At 55.5% G+C, this 19,459-nt stretch carries 23 protein-coding genes; 14 read left to right on the top strand and 9 right to left on the bottom strand.

Annotation, left to right across the window (positions count from 1 at the left end; genetic code table 11):
* Positions 1-4 precede the first annotated feature (4 nt).
* The 10 genes from ACFPLB_RS04075 (at position 5) to ACFPLB_RS04030 (ending at position 4,663) form a co-directional block, all read left to right on the top strand.
* Positions 5-430: an HNH endonuclease gene (locus ACFPLB_RS04075; protein ID WP_378228020.1), complete on the top strand. Its 426-nt coding sequence runs from the start codon at positions 5-7 to the stop codon at positions 428-430.
* Positions 427-630, top strand: a complete 204-nt coding sequence (locus tag ACFPLB_RS04070) for a hypothetical protein (RefSeq protein ID WP_378228019.1) — start codon at positions 427-429, stop codon at positions 628-630. Before ACFPLB_RS04075 ends, ACFPLB_RS04070 begins: the two co-directional genes overlap by 4 nt.
* Positions 630-944, top strand: a complete 315-nt coding sequence (locus ACFPLB_RS04065) for a hypothetical protein (RefSeq protein WP_378228018.1) — start codon at positions 630-632, stop codon at positions 942-944. Before ACFPLB_RS04070 ends, ACFPLB_RS04065 begins: the two co-directional genes overlap by 1 nt.
* Positions 941-1,162, top strand: a complete 222-nt coding sequence (locus tag ACFPLB_RS04060) for a hypothetical protein (protein WP_378228017.1) — start codon at positions 941-943, stop codon at positions 1,160-1,162. Before ACFPLB_RS04065 ends, ACFPLB_RS04060 begins: the two co-directional genes overlap by 4 nt.
* Positions 1,155-1,955: a hypothetical protein gene (locus ACFPLB_RS04055; protein ID WP_378228016.1), complete on the top strand. Its 801-nt coding sequence runs from the start codon at positions 1,155-1,157 to the stop codon at positions 1,953-1,955. The genes ACFPLB_RS04060 and ACFPLB_RS04055 overlap by 8 nt, the downstream gene beginning before the upstream one ends.
* Positions 1,952-2,287, top strand: a complete 336-nt coding sequence (locus ACFPLB_RS04050; RefSeq protein ID WP_378228015.1) for a hypothetical protein — start codon at positions 1,952-1,954, stop codon at positions 2,285-2,287. Before ACFPLB_RS04055 ends, ACFPLB_RS04050 begins: the two co-directional genes overlap by 4 nt.
* Positions 2,284-2,484 (top strand): hypothetical protein, encoded by a 201-nt coding sequence (locus ACFPLB_RS04045; RefSeq protein ID WP_378228014.1) that lies wholly within the window; start codon positions 2,284-2,286, stop codon positions 2,482-2,484. The genes ACFPLB_RS04050 and ACFPLB_RS04045 overlap by 4 nt, the downstream gene beginning before the upstream one ends.
* Positions 2,481-2,666 (top strand): hypothetical protein, encoded by a 186-nt coding sequence (locus ACFPLB_RS04040; protein WP_378228013.1) that lies wholly within the window; start codon positions 2,481-2,483, stop codon positions 2,664-2,666. Before ACFPLB_RS04045 ends, ACFPLB_RS04040 begins: the two co-directional genes overlap by 4 nt.
* Complete coding sequence (locus ACFPLB_RS04035) at positions 2,666-3,712, top strand: tyrosine-type recombinase/integrase (protein WP_378228012.1); 1,047 nt, start codon at positions 2,666-2,668, stop codon at positions 3,710-3,712. Before ACFPLB_RS04040 ends, ACFPLB_RS04035 begins: the two co-directional genes overlap by 1 nt.
* 120 nt (positions 3,713-3,832) lie before the next feature.
* Positions 3,833-4,663 carry a tetratricopeptide repeat protein gene (locus ACFPLB_RS04030; RefSeq protein WP_378228011.1) on the top strand — a complete coding sequence of 277 codons (831 nt, stop codon included), beginning with the start codon at positions 3,833-3,835 and terminating at the stop codon, positions 4,661-4,663.
* A gap of 13 nt (positions 4,664-4,676) precedes the next feature.
* Here the strand turns inward: ACFPLB_RS04030 and ACFPLB_RS04025 are convergent, their stop codons facing one another.
* On the bottom strand, positions 4,677-5,462 hold the full coding sequence (locus ACFPLB_RS04025) for a helix-turn-helix domain-containing protein (protein ID WP_378228010.1): 786 nt from the start codon (positions 5,460-5,462) through the stop codon (positions 4,677-4,679).
* Between the two features lie 103 nt (positions 5,463-5,565).
* Between ACFPLB_RS04025 and ACFPLB_RS04020 the strand changes: the two genes are divergently transcribed.
* Both ACFPLB_RS04020 and ACFPLB_RS04015 read left to right on the top strand, forming a co-directional pair.
* Positions 5,566-7,131 carry an ABC transporter substrate-binding protein gene (locus ACFPLB_RS04020; RefSeq protein ID WP_378228009.1) on the top strand — a complete coding sequence of 522 codons (1,566 nt, stop codon included), beginning with the start codon at positions 5,566-5,568 and terminating at the stop codon, positions 7,129-7,131.
* A gap of 176 nt (positions 7,132-7,307) precedes the next feature.
* Positions 7,308-9,305 (top strand): CocE/NonD family hydrolase, encoded by a 1,998-nt coding sequence (locus tag ACFPLB_RS04015; protein ID WP_378228008.1) that lies wholly within the window; start codon positions 7,308-7,310, stop codon positions 9,303-9,305.
* A gap of 65 nt (positions 9,306-9,370) precedes the next feature.
* On the opposite strand, the gene ACFPLB_RS04010 is transcribed toward ACFPLB_RS04015, so the two are convergent.
* The 8 genes from ACFPLB_RS04010 to ACFPLB_RS03975 form a co-directional block, all read right to left on the bottom strand.
* Positions 9,371-10,393 (bottom strand): type II secretion system F family protein, encoded by a 1,023-nt coding sequence (locus tag ACFPLB_RS04010; protein ID WP_378228007.1) that lies wholly within the window; start codon positions 10,391-10,393, stop codon positions 9,371-9,373.
* 3 nt (positions 10,394-10,396) lie between these two features.
* Positions 10,397-11,410, bottom strand: a complete 1,014-nt coding sequence (locus ACFPLB_RS04005; RefSeq protein WP_378228006.1) for a type II secretion system F family protein — start codon at positions 11,408-11,410, stop codon at positions 10,397-10,399.
* An 85-nt stretch (positions 11,411-11,495) separates the two neighbouring features.
* Positions 11,496-12,962 carry a CpaF family protein gene (locus tag ACFPLB_RS04000; protein ID WP_378228005.1) on the bottom strand — a complete coding sequence of 489 codons (1,467 nt, stop codon included), beginning with the start codon at positions 12,960-12,962 and terminating at the stop codon, positions 11,496-11,498.
* A 32-nt stretch (positions 12,963-12,994) separates the two neighbouring features.
* Positions 12,995-14,272, bottom strand: coding sequence for an AAA family ATPase (locus ACFPLB_RS03995; RefSeq protein ID WP_378228004.1), 1,278 nt, complete (start codon positions 14,270-14,272; stop codon positions 12,995-12,997).
* A 30-nt stretch (positions 14,273-14,302) separates the two neighbouring features.
* Positions 14,303-14,986: a CpaD family pilus assembly protein gene (locus tag ACFPLB_RS03990; protein ID WP_378228003.1), complete on the bottom strand. Its 684-nt coding sequence runs from the start codon at positions 14,984-14,986 to the stop codon at positions 14,303-14,305.
* A 14-nt stretch (positions 14,987-15,000) separates the two neighbouring features.
* Positions 15,001-16,479, bottom strand: coding sequence for a type II and III secretion system protein family protein (locus ACFPLB_RS03985; protein WP_378228002.1), 1,479 nt, complete (start codon positions 16,477-16,479; stop codon positions 15,001-15,003).
* Complete coding sequence (cpaB, locus tag ACFPLB_RS03980; protein WP_378228001.1) at positions 16,476-17,288, bottom strand: Flp pilus assembly protein CpaB; 813 nt, start codon at positions 17,286-17,288, stop codon at positions 16,476-16,478. Before cpaB ends, ACFPLB_RS03985 begins: the two co-directional genes overlap by 4 nt.
* 112 nt (positions 17,289-17,400) lie before the next feature.
* Positions 17,401-17,919 carry an A24 family peptidase gene (locus ACFPLB_RS03975; protein WP_378227999.1) on the bottom strand — a complete coding sequence of 173 codons (519 nt, stop codon included), beginning with the start codon at positions 17,917-17,919 and terminating at the stop codon, positions 17,401-17,403.
* A gap of 336 nt (positions 17,920-18,255) precedes the next feature.
* On the opposite strand from ACFPLB_RS03975, the gene ACFPLB_RS03970 reads away from it, so the two are divergent.
* On the top strand, positions 18,256-18,654 hold the full coding sequence (locus ACFPLB_RS03970) for a pilus assembly protein N-terminal domain-containing protein (RefSeq protein WP_378228382.1): 399 nt from the start codon (positions 18,256-18,258) through the stop codon (positions 18,652-18,654).
* 175 nt (positions 18,655-18,829) lie between these two features.
* Positions 18,830-19,441: a TadE/TadG family type IV pilus assembly protein gene (locus ACFPLB_RS03965; protein ID WP_378227997.1), complete on the top strand. Its 612-nt coding sequence runs from the start codon at positions 18,830-18,832 to the stop codon at positions 19,439-19,441.
* Positions 19,442-19,459 lie beyond the last annotated feature (18 nt).

Below are 19,459 nucleotides of genomic sequence, written 5' to 3'. Positions count from 1 at the left end.
TGTGATGGCGCGTCCTGTCAAAGAATGGATCGGAGACACCGACGAGCAGCGCGCCCCGCCCCGCGTCAGGTTGCGTGTTTTCGATAATGAGGGCGGCAAATGCCATATCTGCCGGCAGCCTATCATCGGCAAGAAATGGGCGCTGGATCATGTTATCGCACTAATCAACGGCGGTGAGAACCGGGAACGCAATCTCAAGCCGGTGCATGTCGCCTGCCATGCCGAAAAGACCGCTGCTGACGTAGCCGAGAAGGCCAAGGTCGCGGCAAGGCGCAAGGCTCACCTGCGCATCGTGGATGCCCCGACCATGCAGGGCCAGCCATTCCAGAAATCACGCAAGGCAGCACGCCGTCAGCAGGCCGCAGCCAACAAGCTGCCGATCCCACAACGCACGCGCCCAATGTTCGCACCCAAGGAGGACAGCACATGACCCCGATGATTGATTATGAAGACCTTATTTTCCAAGCAAAGTGCCGAATTGAGGACGTGTCTGACTTTTTTGAAGATGGCGGGACGCTCAACCGATGCGAAGGCAACACGCTTATTATGCACCTTGAGGATGGTTCGGTGGCCCGTATCGACCTCGACCCGATTATTGATTTCGTCAATGCGATGAAGGAATTGCGTTGATGGTAGACGCACACAAGCCATGGCGAGAAATACGAGCCTGCGACATTGAATGGAATGTCGGCATCATGGGAGGCGGGCGCAAGCCACAAGCACTCCATTGGCTGTGCGCGCGTGATTGCGGCGAATGGAGCCACCTGACGCTAGGCCAAATTGCCGACATGGGAGAATATAACTGGGTGCGTACGCCAGGCGTCGGGTCCGTAATGGTCACGGTCATCAAGACGGTTATCGACATGGCAGCAGAGGGCAAGCACGTGAAGCGCGGTCCTTTTCCAGAGCCTTATATCCCGACATGCGAAAGGAACGAGCAATGAAGCGAGACAGGGCATCTGAACTTCGCGCGATTGCTGAGGGCCGCCTGATGCTGAACGTGCGCAACGGCGTGACCGTATCGCGCTCGATGCTGGCGATGATAGCAGATGAGCTGGACGCCGAACGCGCTGCCCATGCGGAAACGAAGCGGGAGCTTGCCGCAAAGGCATGGTCCGACCTTGAACTCTCCACCTCACCCCAGGGAGGCGACCATGAGTGAGATGCCAGAACGCATTTTTGCGTGGATGTACACGGGCGGATTCAATCGAGGCGAGTGGCTTGGACAAAAATCAGACACAGCAGATATCGAATACGTCCGGGCTGACCTCTACGCCACCCTAGAGGCGCAGCTTGCCGAGATGGTGAAGATCAAGCCGCTAGAGTGGTCGCCTGTCGAAGAATGGAAGGAATGCAGCCGTGAGCGCGCGCCAGCATTCGGAGGTGAGTATCAGATCGTGATGCTCGACCCCGGAGAGGGTGAGTTGCCGTCCCTCTATTTTGAGATTGGACTAGGTGCGTTCATGTTCCGATTTGAGCAAGATCAAGATCCGATGGGGTTGCCGGGCGAAACTTACCCGAAGAAATTCCCATCAGTAAACGCCGCCAAAGCCGCAGCGCAAGCCGACTACGAGCGTCGCATCCTCTCCGCCATTGCCCCCCACCCACGAGCCACAAACACCGTTGCCTCTCACGAAACGGCAAATGTGAGCGACAAGCCGGAAGGCCAGCAGCCGGTGGCGTGGCTCACTAACTTAGGTTGGATTGATAGCCCTCGCTATACGGTGAGCTTTGAAGGCGATAAAACAGGTTGCGAGAATTTTCCTGTTTACACCCGCCCCTCAGAACATGCGGTGACAGAGGCTGCTGGCCCGTTCGTCACATTCGCAAATCATGCCGTCGAGAAAACAGACGGCAGTTGGGTGTGGCGCACTAGCAGCAACGAGCGCATCTGTGACTGGTTCGGACCTAGTGATTTCGGTGCCCTCAAGGCCGCTATGGAGGCAGGAGGATGAACGTTGACGCGATGATTAAGCACCACCATGCGGTGACGGAAGTCATAACGCATGCCATGAGTGATTACGCTTCGGCTGCGACCGGCACATCGTGGAACAAAGCTTGCTTTGCATTTGAAGCAGACGCGATCCTCTGCGCTCTTTCTCGCGCTGGCTTCCGCATCATCGGACCAGATGAGGTCGACCCGGTGACTGTGGAGAAGTGCGCGAAGATCGCGCTCAGTTATGTGAATCAAACCGACTACGACCTAGAGCCGGAAGCAGCCGTGGCAGAGAATGTTACCGCGAAGATGATAGCCGCCGCCATCCGCTCCATAGGGAGGAAGGCATGAAGCTAACCGGACGCTGGCGCTTTGACATTAAATACGGCCCGGAAGGTGAGGCCAAATATGCGTGGGTTTATGACGAAACCAACCGCATGATTTGCACAGCGAAAACGCATGATGCTGCCTGCATTGTCGAGGCTGCCAATGCCTATGCTGTCATCGCGGGCCGCCGCGCCCTCGAAAGCAAGGGAGGGGGAACGTGAGTAAGCGACTTAGCCTGACACAGCGGCAAGTGCGCGCGCTTTGCGAGGGTGCCAAGCAGGCAGGATTTGCACCCGTTGTGCAAATTGGCGATGCATTGATCAGGCTTATCCCCGAAAAGCACGCAATCCCCAGGCAGCCAGGCGACGCAAGGGTTGACGAAAAGGGCGAAGGCTATCTTTGATGGCAGCCATGGCCCGCCCACGTAAACCTTATATACAAAGAGAGAAAACCAGACACGGCAAGATTGTCTGGTATTTCAGACGTGATAAAGAAGCGCGCATACGGCTTCCCGGTGTTTATGGCTCAAAAGAATTTAACGACGCATATAATGCTGCGCTGGCTGGCGCTGTCGTCGAAAAGAAAACAACAGCCCCACGATCAACGCTGCGCTGGCTCGTTGACCAATATTATCAAAGCGGCCGCTTCAACAGATATGCTTACAACACTCAGCGAAACCAGCGTTTAGCTTTAGAAAATGTCTGCAAAACAGGCGCAAGGTTAAATTTCGCCGCCATTACAGAGGCAGATATTCGGGCTGGGATGGTTCGGCGTGAGGCAACTCCGACAATGGAAATTGAATATCTTCGCAGCATGAAGGCTGTCATGAGATTTGCACTCGATAATGGTTGGATCGAGAAAAACCCAGCAGCGAACATTCAAATCCCCAGGCACAAGACGGACGGCTACCATACATGGACGCTAGAAGAAGTCGCCCGATTTCAAGAGCGCCACCCAATCGGGACGCAAGCGCGCCTTGCTCTCGATATCATGCTCTATACCGGCCTACGAAGAGGCGACGCCATCACGCTCGGAAGGCAGCATATCAAAAATGGCATAATCAGATTTCGTACAGGAAAGACCGGAGCAGAACTCGATATACCGATCCTGCCTCCATTGGAAAAATCTATAGAGGCCAGCAAAACAGGCGATCTGGTCTTTTTAATCAATACACGCGGCAAGCCATGGAAAAATATCAGTTTCGGATATTGGTTTGCAGATCGCTGCGATGAAGCAGGCGTCCCCGGCCGCGCTCACGGGCTTAGAAAGGCCGGAGCCACTATCGCCGCAAACAATGGGGCTACGCCTTTTGAGCTTACAGCCCTGTACGGCTGGTCATCAACAAAGATGGCTGAACTCTACACCAGAAAGGCCGATAAAGCCCGCCTCGCAGAACGCGCCGCGAACAAGCTATACCCGCACCATAAAAAAGGTGCGGGGACAAAGTAAGATTTCATTAATGATTTCAATGCCATTTTCACCGGAAATTAACCCGCTGTTAGGGTTAACAGATTATTGCCTGATAAAAGCAACAACTGCCCAATAGCGGCAGATGGAAACGGGGGTTTCATGCATATCCGGCGCAATCACATCACAACTGGAAAGCCCGTTGTCAGAGTGGCTCTGGCGCTGGCGCTGGCAGCCGTGCTTGCAGGCTGTAGCACCGACAAGATGAAAACCGGCTCCATCGGCTCCATCGGCTCCAGCAGCAAGGGCCGGATCGAAGCCCCGACCGGCTATGATCTGCGCAGCACTTCCGCCAAATTCGGCAAGGCCTATGCTGCCAACCCCAACGACAAGGCAACCGCCATTCAGTTCGCCAGCCTGCTGCAGATGGAAGGCAATGCCGAACAGTCGCTGGCTGTCATGCGCAAACTGGCTATCAGCCACCCCAAGGACCGGCAGGTGCTGGCGGCCTATGGCAAGGCGCTTGCCGCCAATGGTCAGTTTGGACCGGCGCTGGATGCGGTGCGCCGCGCCCAGACACCTGAATATCCTGACTGGCGACTTATCTCGGCTGAAGGGGCAATCCTTGACCAGACGGGGCAGGAAAATGAAGCCCGCCAGCTTTATCACAAAGCGCTTGATCTCAAGCCCAATGAGCCATCGGTCCTGTCCAATCTTGGCATGTCTTATGTCTTGTCAGGCGATTTGCGCACCGCAGAAACCTATCTGACATCTGCCTCGCGCCAGCAAGGCGCTGACAGCCGCGTTCGGCAAAACCTGGCGCTTGTCGTCGGCCTTCAGGGTCGGTTTGATGAGGCCGAACGCATTGCCTCACAAGAGCTTTCGCCTGAACAGGCGCGCGCCAATGTCACCTATCTGCGCTCAATGCTGGCCCAGCAAAATGCGTGGAGCCAGATCAAGGCGCAAGACGGCAAGAAACAAGCAACAAACTGATTTTCTTCATGTTTCACACATGCAGAAAAACGCCTTCCGCCTCTGTCAGACAAGCAACGACCGGAGATGGCAGGCTGGCTGAATGCGGTTCATAAATCCCGCAACCGGCAATGAGGGCGCGCCGGTTGGTGCGCCTGCCCTGATAGCGCCAGATTGTGCGCGTTGCGTAAGGCAGATTGTCGTTGCGCCATGAAATGCCCATGGTCAGCCCGCGCAAATACTGGCGCTGGTGAATTTCAAACGGCATTAAGATCGTCTGGCCAAAGGTGGGCGCTGCGCCACGTGTCAGTTCTGTCAGGAAAATGCGCCGCCGCTGAAAGGCTGCCAGCCCGACATAGCGTGAGCGCTGGCGAATACCACTTTGCGCATCCTCAATCCGTTCCAGCGAAGTCACAACAACCTGCCCGTCCCGTTCACGCAGATGCGCGCAGGAGCAAACGATTTGCCCCGGCCAGGATAAGGACACATGCCAGGTCTGGTAAAAGCCCAGATAAGGCTGCAACGCGTCAAGGTCGCCGGGAAAAGCATCCGCCAGCGGGCCTTGTGCGGGCAATGGCTGATGCCGTGTTTCCAGCCTGTGGCGAAACACACTGACCGGCAGGTCGAAATCTTCCGCTTCAAAGCCGAAAAACCGGGCGATCCTGTGTCTGTTATGCGCAGAAGGGCGGGCCCCGGAATTGATATAGCGGTTGAACTGCTGCCTGTTGATGTCAATGCTGCGGCAAAGTTCGGAGATTGATTTGCAGGTGGCGCAGGCCAACCTTAAGTTTTCACTGTAATTTTCATGATGCTTGCTCATCCATATAGCGTAAACCAGCTTAAAAGAGCGTCAAGTCGCGAAATTGAACTCTGCCCATCCGGGTCCATTATTTAGACCATTCAAAATGGTGAAGAGGGCACCCATGACCAATATTCGCAATATGTTTCCTGTTTCACGCCGCGGTTTCCTGCAAGGCAGCGCAGCTTTAGGCGTCTCAGCCTCCACCGGCCTGCTGCTGGGTGGACAGGCCCAGGCGCAAACGCCGGTGCGTGGCGGCACGTTGCGCATGGCGCTGGCAGGCGGCGCCTCTGCCGACACGCTTGATCCCGCACTTGCCTCGGCCAGCGTCTTGTTCGTCATGGCCCATTGCTGGGGCGACACGCTGGTGGAATCTCATCCTGAAACCGGCGAAGCCCTGCCTTCCCTGGCCGAATCCTGGACAGCCTCGCCTGATGCTGTGGAATGGACATTTAAAATCCGCAAGGGTGTCAGCTTCCATGATGGCAAGCCGCTGACGGTTGCTGATGCTGCCGCCACATTGCGCCGCCATGGCGATGAAAATTCGCAGTCCGGTGCGCTGGGTCTGTTGTCGGGCATCAAGCAGATTGAAGAACGTGGCGACGATCTGGTCATCACGCTCAAGGAAGCCAATGCCGACCTGCCGCTGGTGCTGACCGACTATCACCTGCAAATTCAGCCCGAAGGCGGGGTCAACGACCCCAACACAGCCATCGGCACCGGCCCTTACAAGCTCACCTCTTTTGAACCGGGTGTGCGCACCACCTTTGAGCGCAACACCAATGACTGGCGCGATGACCGCGGTTATGTCGATCACGTTGAAATCATCGTGATGAATGATTCCACCGCCCGGATCAGTGCGCTCAGCGCCAATCAGGTGGATTTCATCAATCTGGTGGAGCCCAAGGTCGTGCCGCTGGTCTCACGTGCCCCGACCGTCCAGATCCTGCAAAGCCCGGGCAAGGGTTTTTATTCCTTCCTCATGCATTGCAACACCGCTCCCTTCGACAATAACGACCTGCGGCTGGCGCTGAAATATGCGGTCGATCGTGAGGCACTGCTCAAGCAGGTGATCGGCGGTTATGGCAGCATCGGCAATGACTATCCCGTCAACAGCAACTATGCGCTGGCCCCGACCGACATCGAACAGCGCCTCTATGATCCTGACAAGGCAGCCTTTCACTTCAAGAAATCCGGCCATGACGGGGCCATCCTGCTGCGCACCTCCGAAGCTGCCTTCCCCGGCGCTGTCGACGCTGCACAGCTCTTCCAGCAAAGTGCGGCCAAGGCAGGCATTACGCTGGAAGTGCGGCGCGAACCAAGCGACGGCTATTTTTCTGAAGTGTGGAACAAGCAGCCTTTCTGCGCTTCCTACTGGGGCGGGCGTCCGACACAGGATTCACGCTATTCCACCTCCTATGTTTCCAATGCCGAGTGGAACGACACCCGCTTCATGCGCCCCGACTTCGACAAGATGGCCATCGAAGCCCGTGGCGAGCTGGACGAGGACAAGCGCCGGGCGCTCTATCGTGACATGGCGCTGATGATCCACGATGAAGGCGGGCTGATCCTGCCGGTGTTCAACGATTATGTGAATGCAGGCACAACAAAGCTGAAAGGCTATGTCCACGATATCGGTAACGATATTTCCAATGGCCGCATCGCCAGCCGGGTGTGGATCGAAGCCTGAGCTTTAGAGCATCGGACCAAAAAATGGAATCGGTTTTTGGATAATTCCGATGCTCATTCAAAGAGTTAGAGCGTCCTTTGTGCGTCCGATAGGACGCACGGCGCTCTAACTGGCAGATATTCTTCCTTGCATGACCGGCAGATTTCTGCCGGTCCCGCCATTTTGCGAGAAAAATCATGACCGACAAAAATTTCCACATCATCGAAAACGAATGGATCACCCTGAAGGACGGGACACGACTGGCGGCCCGCATCTGGATGCCGGATAGCGCCGGAGCAGATGCACCTGTTCCGGCGGTGCTGGAGTTCTTGCCCTATCGCAAGCGCAATGGCACAGCCCCGCGTGATGAATCCACCTATCCGTCCTTTGCGGCGGCAGGCATTGCCGGTGTTCGCGTCGACATTCGTGGCAGTGGTGATTCTGAAGGGGTCATCGACGGTGAATATACGCCACGCGAGCTTTCCGATGCCGTGGAAGTGATTGAGTGGATTACGGCCCAAAACTGGTCGAATGGCAGCGTCGGCATGATGGGCATTTCCTGGGGCGGTTTCAACTGCCTGCAAGTGGCTGCACTCGAGCCTCCGGCGCTCAAGGCCGTCATCTCCATCGCTTCAACGGTGGACCGCTATAATGACGACATCCACTACAAGAACGGCGCTCATCTTTCCGCCCAGTTTTCATGGGCAGCAACAATGAGCGCCTACCAGACCCGTGCTCCCGACCCGGAAATTGTGGGAAAGCGCTGGCGTGACATGTGGATGGAGCGGCTGGAAAACGAGCCCTTCTTCATGGAAGAATGGCTTGGCCACCAACGCCGTGACGACTTCTGGAAACATGGCTCGATCTGCGAGGATTTTGAGGGTTTTCCCGTTCCGGCACTGGTCATTGCCGGTTGGGCCGATGGCTATCGCAACACACCGCTGAAAGCCGTGGAAGGCATGCCCTCAAAGGCAAAGGCTTTAATCGGGCCATGGGTGCATAAATATCCGCATTTTGCCTATCCAAAACCACGTGCAGACTTCCTTTCAGAAGCCATTGCATGGTGGCAGCGCTGGCTGTGCGACAAGGAAAATGGAGCAGAAAAAGCCCCGCAGATGCGCGCCTATATTCTCGATGGGCCACGCCCTGCCCTCTGGCGTGAAACCGATCCCGGCTACTGGATCGCCAAAAATATATGGGAAACGCCTGCAACCACAACACTGAGCGTGGATGATGCGCATCGCCTTGCAAGCACCCCTGCAAAGCCAGCCTCCGGCAGCACATTGCTGCGCTCGCCTTTAGACACGGGCACCGCTGCCGGTGAATATTTCACACTGGCCCCCAATACAGAAATGCCGGGCGATCAGCGGACTGACGATGCCGGCTCATTGGTCTTTGACAGCAGCGCGCTGAACGAGGAATGCGTGATCCTTGGTCAGCCGGTTCTCAAACTGCGTCTGTCCAGTAATGCCCCATTGGCCAATCTGGCGGCACGAATCGTTGACATCCATCCCGATGGCACCGCCACTCGTGTCTGTTTTGGCCTGCTCAACCTTGCCCATCGCAATGGCAATGCCGAGCCACAGGTTCTGGAGCCGGGCAAGCCTGTGGACGTGGAACTGGTGCTTGATGCCTGCGGCTATCGCTTTGCACCGGGCCATCGCATTCGCCTGTCCCTTTCCAGCGCCTATTGGCCGATCATGTTGCCGCCGCCCCATGATGCAATGCTCGACATTGATCTTGCTTCGATCCGTCTGGATTTGCCGCTGCAGGGCGCGCATGAAAAAATCCATGTCGCAGAGCCGGAAAATCCTGATCCGCTGCCCCATTATGAGGCAGTAGAAAAAGGCTCTTCCGCCCGCAGCGTTGAGCGTGATCTGGAAAATGGTATCACGCATTACCGCATCAATGACGATACCGGCTTGAACCGCCACCCCGGCAATGGTCTGGCAACACGCGACACCATGCAACAGGTCTGGTCGATCAAGCCGGACGACCCATTGTCGATGTCGGCTGAAATCATCTCCACATGCACAGCCAAACGCGAAGGCTGGGAGACCATGACGCGCAGCACCATGACATTTTCCTGCACGCAAACCGAATGGATTGTCGTTGAACGCATCGAAGCGTTCGACAAGGGGCAAAGCGTGTTCGATCGTGAACGCAGCGCCCGCATCCCGCGCGACCATATGTAAAAAAGAACAAAACACTGTGCGCCTGACAGAGCGCACAGTGTTTTATCTATTTATCTTATTATATTTTATTCCGTCGCAGAACTGCGGGGCTGGTCGCCAAAGAAGCCGCCATTCTGGCTAAGCTGAATGCCTGCCGGGCCCAGAATAATTGCAAACAGCACCGGCAGGAAAAATAAAATCATCGGCACGGTCAGCTTTGGCGGCAGGGCCGCAGCCTTCTTTTCAGCCTCGGTCATGCGCGCATCACGGCTTTCACTGGATAAAACCCTGAGCGCATGAGCCACCGGCGTACCGTAACGCTCAGCCTGAATAAGCGCCTGGGTAACTGATTTGACTGGCTCCAGTCCAGTGCGCTGAGCCAGATTTTCATAGGCCTGACGCCGCTCCTGCAAATAGGAAAGCTCGGCCGTTGTCAGCACGAATTCCTCAGCCAGTTCCACCGATTGTGAACCGATTTCTTCTGATACCTTGCGCATGGCCGCTTCAATGGACATGCCCGATTCCACACAGATCAGCATCAGGTCCAGCGCATCTGGCCAGGCTTTCCGGATGGAATCCTTGCGTTTCGTGGCCCGGTTCGTGACATATAAAATTGGCGCATAAAAACCGGCATAGGCAGCGCCAATACAGGCAAAGACCCGCACCGCCGTCGGCTTGTCGCTCAGACCGCCAAGCCCGAAAATATAGATTGCCGCAAGAGCCAGCCCGACAAAAGGCAAAACAAGGCGAAAGAACAAAAACCGGGTCATCGGGTTCTGGCCGCGAAAACCTGCCGTCTTGAGCTGACGGGTGGTGTTTTCATCTGCAAGCAAGCGCCGCAGATCGAGCTTTTCAACGATACGGCGCATGCCCATTGATTGCTGTTCACGCAAACTGCCGCTGCGGCGCTCAGCTTCAGCAACCAGGCGGGCACGCTGTTTAGCGCGCAACTCATCACGTTCAAGAGCCACTGCTTTCATGCGGCTTTTCAATGGATCCCGGCCAAAGGCAGGTATCAGGGTCAGTATGGTCGCAAAAACGGCTATGCCAATCAGCATTGCCATCACGAAGGTCGGATCTGTCAGAGTTTTAATTGCTTGAGCGCTCATGGTTCAGACCTCAAAATTCATCATCTGACGCATCACAAAAATACCGATCGACATCCACACCGCCGATACGCCCAGAATCAGATGACCGGTCGAGGTCTGAAACAGCGGCATGATGTAGCTGGGGCTGGAAAGGTAAACCAGCAATGCAATGATGAATGGCAAAGAGCCGATAATAACGGCCGACGCCTTGGCCTCCATCGACAGCGCCGCCACTTTTGCCTTCATCTTCTTACGGTCGCGCAGCACCCGCGAAAGATTGCCCAGCGCTTCGGACAGATTGCCGCCTGCCTGAGATTGAATCTGAATGACAATGCCGAAAAACGCGGCCTCGGTGCAGGGCATGGTTTCTGACATGCGTATGGCCGCATCAGGTATCGACAGACCCATTTGCTGGGCATCGACAATACGACGAAACTCCCCACCCACCGGCTCTGGAGACTCGCTGGCAATCAGACGCACCGCATCATTGAGCGGCAGACCGGATTTGACCGCGCGCACAATAATATCGAGCGCATTGGGAAACTCGTCGAGGAAGGCTTTTACCCGGCGCGCGCGCAAGAACGTTATGGCCCAGCGCGGCACACCCAGGCCGCCAATGATCAGAACGCCAGGCAAAATGATCGTTGGCAGGCCGATGATAAAGGCAATCAGCGTCAGGCCAAGACCGCACAACAGCGAATACAGATAAAACCGTTCAATAGGCAGATTTAAACCGGCTTGCCGGATCTGCGTTTTCAGCGGCGGTTTTTTTACCGTGTGGTTGAGTTGTTTTTGTTTTTCATCAAGCTGTATGAGCGTTTCCTGCACAGATTTGCGGCGTTTGACGGCTTCGGCCATGCGCTCACGCGACGCTCTGACCATAGCCTTATCCGTTTCAGCAGATGCGATGGTGGCCAAGCGCTTGCCGACATTTTTTTCATCCCTGATGCGACCAAAAAGCAGCGCATAGGCCACCGCCCCGGCACTCAAGCCAGCCAGGGCGACAAAAATCAGAACAGTGCTGTCAATTCCAAACATTGTCTGTGCATTCCATGTCTTGAAGCGCCTCGATCAAACCCTCATCTGCCCTTCAACTCATTGTTTTCCTTCATCCTGTCCCGGATCAATCGCTGCGCTTTTCCATGGCTTCCAACGCATTGGCCAGTCTTTGCTCTTCGCCATAATAGCGGGCGCGTTCCCAGAAATGCGGGCGGCCGATGCCGGTCGAGACATGCTCTCCGATCAGCTTTCCGGCTGCATCCTCACCCTTGATATTATAGGTGACGAGATCTTGCGTGATGATCACATCACCTTCCATGCCGATCACCTCGGTAATATGCGTGATCCGGCGCGAACCATCGCGCAGGCGCGCGGCCTGAATGATCACATCCACCGAACCGACAATAATTTCACGCACAGTGCGCTGCGGCAGCGAATAGCCGCCCATGGCGATCATCGATTCCATACGGTTCAGACATTCACGCGGACTGTTGGAGTGAATAGTGCCCATTGATCCGTCATGGCCCGTATTCATGGCCTGCAACAGATCAAACACCTCCGGGCCACGCACCTCACCAACGATGATACGTTCAGGGCGCATGCGCAGACAGTTCTTGACCAGATCGCGCATGGTGACCTCGCCCTCCCCTTCCAGATTGGGAGGACGGGTTTCAAGGCGCACCACATGCGGCTGTTGCAGTTGCAATTCGGCTGAGTCTTCACAGGTGATGATGCGCTCATCACGATCGACATAATTGGTCAGACAGTTGAGCAAGGTGGTCTTGCCTGAGCCGGTGCCGCCTGAAATGACAACATTGCAGCGCACCCGGCCGATAATTTTTAAAATTTCCGCCCCTTCTTGCGAAATGGCGCCAAAGCGCACAAGTTGATCAAGGGTGAGCTTGTCTTTCCTGAATTTGCGGATGGTCAGCGCCGTGCCATCAATAGCCAGCGGCGGTGCAATCACGTTGACACGCGAGCCATCGGGCAGACGCGCATCGCAAATCGGCGAGGATTCATCAACGCGACGGCCAACCTGGCTGACGATGCGCTGACAAATGTTCAAAAGCTGCTGATTGTCACGAAAGCGGATATTGGTCTGCTCAACCCTGCCCTCCACTTCGATGTAAACATTGCGCGAGCCATTGACCATGATATCGGCAATGTCATCGCGCGCCAGCAAGGGCTCCAGCGGGCCATAGCCTAAAACATCATTGCAAATGTCTTCAAGCAGTTCCTCCTGCTCGGAAATCGACATGGCCAGATTCTTGATCGCAATGATGTCATTGACGATATCGCGAATTTCTTCACGGGCGGCCTCTGTCTCCAGCCGGGCCAGTTGAGACAGGTCAATCGTGTCGATGAGTGCCGCAAAAACCTGACTTTTGGTGTCGTAATAGCTATCACTGCGCGTGTGCGAGGACCGGGCTGGCGCAACAGAAGGCGATGCGGTTTCCCGTACAGGTGGTGCTGCGGCTATACCAGCGCTGGCAGAAGGCAAAGGACTAACTGCAACCGGGTCCACAGCATCCGGCACCGCTTTTGGGAAAGCCGGTTTGACCCTGTCATTGCTGCCTCGTCTTCCAAACATGATTATCTACCTTTGCGTGCCTGCAAGGGCTGTTATTTTGCGCGTCTGAGCTTGCCCAGAATCGAACCAAGACCTGCTTTTCTGGCCGTCTTAATCTCTGCACGCCCTGTCAGCACATGAGCGATTTCATTGATGGTGGCCACAACAGGATGTTTTGCATCCATTTCACCCAGCATCCGGCCATTATTGGCTGCATGGCCAAAAAGCTGCGGATCGAAAGGAATGACCGCCAGGGGCTCGATCTCCAGCGGCCCGAAAAAATCCTGCACCGAGATTTCCGGGCGCTTGAGCACACCGGTCTGATTGAGGATCAGCTTTGGCGGCTGATCGTTGGGCCGCAGATTTTTAAGCATATCCATAAGGTTTTTGGTGTTGCGCAGATTGGCAAGCTCAGGCGTTGCGGTAATCACCACCTCATCGGCGCGCATGAGCGTATCCTTGCTCCAGCCACTCCAGATATGGGGAACATCGAGTATCAGAATGGGTGCGGTGCGCTGGGCCACCTCGATAATCTGCGTGAAGGCGTCCGGCTGGAAATCATAGGTGCGCTCCAGTGTCGAGGGCGCTGCCAGCAGTGAAAGATTTTGCGCACATTGCGCCAGCAGCCGGTCAAGATAGACCTCATCCACGCGCTCGGGCGAAAACACCGCCTCGGCAATGCCTTGCGCCGGGTCCTGATCGAAATTGATGTTGGCCGTTCCAAAGGCCAGATCAAGGTCTGCCACCACCACTTCCGAGGCAAACAGCGACGAGATCGCCCAGCCGACATTATGTGCAATGGTGGAAGAGCCGGTGCCGCCTTTTGCGCCCACAAAGGCAATCGAGCGGCCAATCGGCTTGGCGTCGGGGTCAACAAAAATCGCTGCAATGATGCTGACAATATCGGCAATCGTCACCGGGGCGACGACATATTCAGAAACACCGTTGCGGATCAGGTCACGATAAAGCCCGACATCATTATAATGGCCGATGACCACCACCTTGGTGCCGGGGTCGCAATGCTGTGCCAATTGCGCCAGTTGTTCCAGCAACACCCCCGGCTCACTGTGTGATTCCACGATAACGAGATTGGGTGTGGGCGTACCCTGATAAAAATCAATAGCCGTTGCAATGCCGCCCATCTGTATCTTGAGATGGGTTTTTGCCATGCGCCGGTCTTCGCCTGCCCGCTCGATCGGGCCAGACACACCCTCGGTTTCGCAAAACGCATGGATGGAAATGCGCGGGACTGGCCGCAGCGCCTGCATGGCGTCCAGTTCCTGCTGGTCACTTTCCATTTCGGTTGCGTCGTCATAGGCCATGTTCTTCATGTGTCTTGCCCTTTGGAGAGGCCCTGCCCGTCAATAGTTTACTTCGCGCGGCGTGTTGGCATTTCCAGAACTGCGATAGTCACCCAAAATCTTGTTGCGATTTTCCGCATCAATAGGATCTTGCTTGCGCGGTCCCATCAAGTCAGCCGGATTGGCGATCTGAGCGGCGAGATTGTTTTGATAAGAGCAGCCGAAATTGGCATAATGCTTGTTATCCGCCGTCTCCAGAATATCCTTTGGCCAGCGGCCACAAGGGCCGGTCTGCGCCCGGATAGAGCTGTAAACCAGCCGCACAGGCGCACTCGTTTCTTCGGGTGATGCCTGATACTGCGTCATGGCGATGCGGTTGGCACGCACACCATTGGCACGGGCAAGCCGGGAAAATTCACGTGCAACCTTGCCCGCCGCCCGCTCATTGGCCGAGCCGGACGGTGTGGCAATGGTCAGCACCGGCGCAACGCCCGTATCATAATCATCCAGAAAACCCGCCAGCGCCTGCCGCTGCGATCTGGAAACCCCTTGCGCTGAAGCCAATACCGGCAAATCCAGCACCTTGTCCTTTCCCGAAATCACAATCGGATGATTGGTGCGATAATCATCGGGGATTGAACCAACCGTCACACTGTCACGATTGGCGCAACCGGCCAGTAATGCAGCCGCGGCAACAGCCACAATTGCAGCACTTGTTCTTGCCTTGAACATTGCGTTTGCCATGCCCGTCTCCCCGCTCATTTGTAGATGAAGCCGACCATGCCGTGATAACGGCCAGCAGGCTTGTCGGTTTTCATGGTGCCATAGACACGGTTGACGCGGCCAAGGAACATGCCGGCGCCATCGCTTGCGACGTTGAAATTATCATCGGGCTTTGCCAGTTCGTTACGCGCCACCGGCTTTGACAGATAGGGCGTGACAATGATGACCAGTTCGGTTTCGTTGCGCTCAAAATCACGGCTGCGAAACAGCGTGCCAAGCACCGGAACTTTTGACAGACCCGGCACCCCCTTATAAATCTGGCGTGAATTGTCATTGACCAATCCGGCAATCATCATCGAACCACCAGAAGGCAGTTCAACGGTAGTATCGGCCAGCCGCTTGCGCAGCGACAGGATATTTTGCCCCCCCATTTCAACCGACCCTTCTGGTGTCGGCTCTGAAACCGAAGTGCGCACCTTCAGACTGATGCGGCCCGGCGATAAAACCACCGGCTGAAATTCCAGCCCGATACCATATTCGATCTGTTCAAGTGTGCGGACGGTGCGGCCTTCTTCATTCACCACATTGGTGACGATATTATACTCACCACCGGCCTTGAACGTGGCCATTTCACCTGAAATGGCGCTCAAGGTAGGTTCTGCCAGGGTGCGCATAACACCGGCCTGTTCCATGGCATTGACATAACCACGCAACATATCGGCGCCGCCAAGGCCGGTGCCGGCCTGAAGCAGTGCCGGGTTCGGGTTCAACATATCAAAGCGCACACCATTGGTCTGCCCAACCAGATTGACACCCAGTTGCTTCATCACATTGCGGCTGACTTCGGCCACCGTTACCTTCAGCGTGACCTGATCCTCACCCATGATCTGCAACATGTTGATGATGGCGCTGCCGCGCCGCGATCTGTCGGGATTGTTGATGGCCACGCCCGAATCTGACGAGCCGCCCGCCGCCGTTTGCGAATATTGGCCCGTGGTTGCCTCGCCGCCCGTGACAAAGGCACTGGCAAGCTGTTCGGCGCGCCTGGCATCCAGTGGTGTGGCCACGGTTCCGGTCAGCACCACATTGTCATTGACCAGTTCAACCCGGATGTCGGAATTGGCGATGAAGCGCTTGAGATAATCTTCAATGCCCGCGACATCTCGCTCCACATAAAGATCAAAACTGGCAATCTGCTCGCCATTGGGCCCAAAGATAAAAATATTGGTTTCACCAACCGACTTGCCAAACAGATAGATGCGGCGTGACGTACGCGTTACCGCATCTGCCACACCCGGATTGGCCACTAAAATATCATAGGCATCGCGCGGCAGATCAACCACCACCGATTTATTGAGACCAAGATTGATCCGTTTGCTGGCAGTCGTTGCCTGTACCGTGCTGCTGGCAGCCTCTGCCGTTGCAACACCCAGCGCTGGCATCAGCACGGGGGATGCACCAAACAGCAGGGCAACTGCCGTCAAAGCGATGGGAAACCTGATGAAAAATCTCATTTCCTTGCCCCCACTTCGGAAACTTCTCCAGATTTGATGAGACGCACCGTGCCACGGCGACCGGCGCCACTGACCAGATAGTCAGCCTCTTCCTGCCCGGTTTCCTGCGTGTCCTTGACTGAACGCAGCGCCAATGTGAGACGATCTGCCATCTGCTGGGCAACTGTGATGATTTCGGCCTGTTGCGGTGTCAGTTCCAGCGTCGCTGTCTGGCCAATCCGCGTTTTCTTGCCTTCTTCATCTTCCTGAATGGTCTGGTCGATGGCCAGAACGCGGATATTGTGCAAAATTGTTTCTGTCGTGAAACCGCTGCCCCCGGCACTTTCACTGCGGCGGGTCATGATCACATCGACACTGTCATTGGGCAGGATGAACCCGCCGGCAGATGTATCGGCTGCAATCGAGGTGGCAACAGCCCGCCTGCCCGAAGGCAGAATGGACGACATGAAGCTCTGCCCCTCATCAATCAGCTTGATGCGTCGTACAGGCTCTCCATTATACATGGGCATGCGCGTGACCGAGCCTTTGAGCTTTGCAAGCGCATCAGGCTCACTGTCGCGTGTGATAAAATTCTGATTGACCGTGTCAGTGGGCCAGGCAACCCACTGGACGTTGTTGCCCAACGGAGCGCCAATCGGCACATCGCCTGTCAGAACAGCCACATCCACAGTCTTGACCACCGGGGCCTGTTCGCCTGGCTGGACAACGACCTTGGCCGGTGGCGGTGTCACTATGTTTTTGGCGACATAGCCTGCGCCGCCCGCTGCAGCGATCGCAACCCCTAAAATTATCAGACGCGATGCAGCCATCTGTCCAACCCCTAACCCCGGTAATCAACACCCGCAGGAGATAGTGCAGCCGCAATCCTCAAATTATAGTTAACGTGGCGCTTACAACTTTGCTTAACGGGAAGTTATCGCCTCAGCCAGCCATCTGCGCCAGCGCCCAGACGACCAGCGCACTCTTGGGGTAGATCATCAATCCGGCAAAGCCCAGCGCCACACCATAGGGAATGCCGACCTTTGCATCGGCAAAATGGCGCAGGAACATGTTGTTGCGGGTCAGATCAACCAGCATTGACTTGCGATAGGCGAGCGTGGCCAGCGTCAGCCCGCCGCCAACGAAAGAGGCATAAACCAGATATTCCAGCAGAACGAGATCAAACCCCATCCAGACCGCGGTTGCCGCCATCAGCTTGGCGTCCCCGCCACCCATGCCGCCAATAGCGAACAGAACAAAAGTCACGCTCAGGACAGCAGCACCTGCCCCCAGATGCAGGGCATAATCGCCCCATTCCATGCCGGTCAAAGGCGCAATGGCCATAAAGGTTGCAACCAGCAGCAGCGACACCTTGTTGGCGATGGTCATCGACAGCACATCCGAAATGGCGGCAAAAACCATGCAGAATGGAAAGACAACAAAAATCAGAGCTTCAAGCATCGGTCTGGCACCTGCTGTGAATATTAAAGCGTGTCGCTTTTCTTTCAGATTCACGCGACCCGCTTTAAATCTTTATTTTTACGCATGTCTTTATCTCGAAACTGGTTCTCAAGTCTCGAGAGACAGGCTTTAGGGGCCAGACTATGCCAAAGGGTGTTAAAGATCGGTGATCTTGCAGCTTTTACGTGATTTGCCGGGTTTAACCCTTGGTTCACCACTCCCGTTCATATTTCTTTCCAATATCCGCCAGGCAGGAGAAATCAGGTGTCCATATCAAGACCATCATTCATTGCGGGCATTGTGGGTGTGCTGCTGGCGGCAAGCTGCGGCATGGTCATGGCGACAGAAACCGAGCCTGCGCAAGCAGAAGCCGTCACGCTTTCTGCTCAGGCCTCCGGTATTGAAGTGGTCATGAACCAGGCGCGCCTCATCAAGCTGTCACGACCTGCTGACACCATCATTGTCGGAAACTCCTCCATAGCGGACGCCTCCGTACAGGATGCCACCACACTTGTCTTGACCGGCAGGGGTTTTGGCACCACCAATCTGGTGGTGATCGATCAGGAAGGCGCACCCATTCTGGATGAACAGATCACGGTCAGCCGCCAGACGGCTTCAACCGTGCGCGTCTACCGGCGCTCCAATGTGCAAACACTTTCCTGCACGCCCTATTGCGAAAGCTCTTTTCAGAGCGAAGCAGAACGCATCTCCGACAGCCAGACCGGCGGATACTGACATCATTTTTTTGATCCCGGCCCTAAAACCATTATCCCGAATCCGGTTCCTGCTTTGCGATAATGGCTTTATGGTTGACGCAGACTTAATATGCTTGCTTGCAATTGAGCAGCCCTTCAAACCACACTTCAACCGCTTGCCTCTATAGTCTGCCTCAAGTGGCAAGGGGTGTCAGATGGGCATGGAAAACATTTCCAGAAATTCCGGCGCAGGCAATAAACGCCGTCGGCCAGATTTTTTCACACGGTTCAGGCGTAACGACAAAGGCAGCGTGGCCGTCGAATTTTCTATCCTGATCCTGCCTTTTACACTGCTGACCTTCGCCATATTGGAAACCTGCATATCCTTTGCCGCGCAGACGGTCATGATCAATGCCACGGACGATATTGCGCGCCAGTTCCGCACAGGACAATTGCAACCCGGCCACACAGAAGCCGAGAAGCAGGAATTGCGGGATACGATTTTCACACAGATTTGCGGGCGTATGGAAGTTATCGTCAGCAAAGGATGCCCGGGGCTGCTGATTGATCTGCGCTCCTTCGATCATTTCTCACAAGCTGCGTCCTACCGATTTACAATCGTGGAGGATAAAATCGTCTTGCAGCCCGGCAATATCAGGGAAGAGGATTTTGCAATAGAGCCTGGCCCGACCATGTCGCGCAACATTCTCAGGGTCTTCTACAAATGGCCGATCATCACAGATTTCATGAGCCGATATATAGCCAGTCTCGATGGTGGAAAGACGCTGCATTTTGCGTCCTTCGTCTGGCAAAATGAACCCTTTTGACGGGCTGTGGAGCGCAAA

Origin of the sequence: Aquamicrobium segne (genome assembly GCF_042656785.1) — a bacterium.
Classification (GTDB): domain Bacteria; phylum Pseudomonadota; class Alphaproteobacteria; order Rhizobiales; family Rhizobiaceae; genus Mesorhizobium; species Mesorhizobium segne.
This window is presented reverse-complemented; position numbering and strand designations above follow the sequence as displayed.

Excerpts from the sequence above, each read along its gene's own strand:
- ACFPLB_RS03965 (WP_378227997.1), top strand. The coding sequence starts at position 18,830 with ATGGGCATGGAAAACATTTCCAGAAATTCCGGCGCAGGCAATAAACGC.
- ACFPLB_RS03970 (WP_378228382.1), top strand. The coding sequence starts at position 18,256 with ATGGCGACAGAAACCGAGCCTGCGCAAGCAGAAGCCGTCACGCTTTCT.
- ACFPLB_RS04060 (WP_378228017.1), top strand. The coding sequence starts at position 941 with ATGAAGCGAGACAGGGCATCTGAACTTCGCGCGATTGCTGAGGGCCGC.
- ACFPLB_RS04070 (WP_378228019.1), top strand. The coding sequence starts at position 427 with ATGACCCCGATGATTGATTATGAAGACCTTATTTTCCAAGCAAAGTGC.
- ACFPLB_RS04045 (WP_378228014.1), top strand. The coding sequence starts at position 2,284 with ATGAAGCTAACCGGACGCTGGCGCTTTGACATTAAATACGGCCCGGAA.
- ACFPLB_RS04030 (WP_378228011.1), top strand. The coding sequence starts at position 3,833 with ATGCATATCCGGCGCAATCACATCACAACTGGAAAGCCCGTTGTCAGA.
- ACFPLB_RS03975 (WP_378227999.1), bottom strand. The coding sequence starts at position 17,919 with ATGCTTGAAGCTCTGATTTTTGTTGTCTTTCCATTCTGCATGGTTTTT.
- ACFPLB_RS03995 (WP_378228004.1), bottom strand. The coding sequence starts at position 14,272 with ATGAAGAACATGGCCTATGACGACGCAACCGAAATGGAAAGTGACCAG.
- ACFPLB_RS04015 (WP_378228008.1), top strand. The coding sequence starts at position 7,308 with ATGACCGACAAAAATTTCCACATCATCGAAAACGAATGGATCACCCTG.
- ACFPLB_RS03990 (WP_378228003.1), bottom strand. The coding sequence starts at position 14,986 with ATGGCAAACGCAATGTTCAAGGCAAGAACAAGTGCTGCAATTGTGGCT.
- ACFPLB_RS04020 (WP_378228009.1), top strand. The coding sequence starts at position 5,566 with ATGACCAATATTCGCAATATGTTTCCTGTTTCACGCCGCGGTTTCCTG.
- ACFPLB_RS04035 (WP_378228012.1), top strand. The coding sequence starts at position 2,666 with ATGGCAGCCATGGCCCGCCCACGTAAACCTTATATACAAAGAGAGAAA.
- ACFPLB_RS04065 (WP_378228018.1), top strand. The coding sequence starts at position 630 with ATGGTAGACGCACACAAGCCATGGCGAGAAATACGAGCCTGCGACATT.
- ACFPLB_RS04050 (WP_378228015.1), top strand. The coding sequence starts at position 1,952 with ATGAACGTTGACGCGATGATTAAGCACCACCATGCGGTGACGGAAGTC.
- ACFPLB_RS04005 (WP_378228006.1), bottom strand. The coding sequence starts at position 11,410 with ATGTTTGGAATTGACAGCACTGTTCTGATTTTTGTCGCCCTGGCTGGC.
- ACFPLB_RS04000 (WP_378228005.1), bottom strand. The coding sequence starts at position 12,962 with ATGTTTGGAAGACGAGGCAGCAATGACAGGGTCAAACCGGCTTTCCCA.
- ACFPLB_RS04055 (WP_378228016.1), top strand. The coding sequence starts at position 1,155 with ATGAGTGAGATGCCAGAACGCATTTTTGCGTGGATGTACACGGGCGGA.
- ACFPLB_RS04025 (WP_378228010.1), bottom strand. The coding sequence starts at position 5,462 with ATGAGCAAGCATCATGAAAATTACAGTGAAAACTTAAGGTTGGCCTGC.
- ACFPLB_RS04075 (WP_378228020.1), top strand. The coding sequence starts at position 5 with ATGGCGCGTCCTGTCAAAGAATGGATCGGAGACACCGACGAGCAGCGC.
- ACFPLB_RS03985 (WP_378228002.1), bottom strand. The coding sequence starts at position 16,479 with ATGAGATTTTTCATCAGGTTTCCCATCGCTTTGACGGCAGTTGCCCTG.
- cpaB (WP_378228001.1), bottom strand. The coding sequence starts at position 17,288 with ATGGCTGCATCGCGTCTGATAATTTTAGGGGTTGCGATCGCTGCAGCG.
- ACFPLB_RS04010 (WP_378228007.1), bottom strand. The coding sequence starts at position 10,393 with ATGAGCGCTCAAGCAATTAAAACTCTGACAGATCCGACCTTCGTGATG.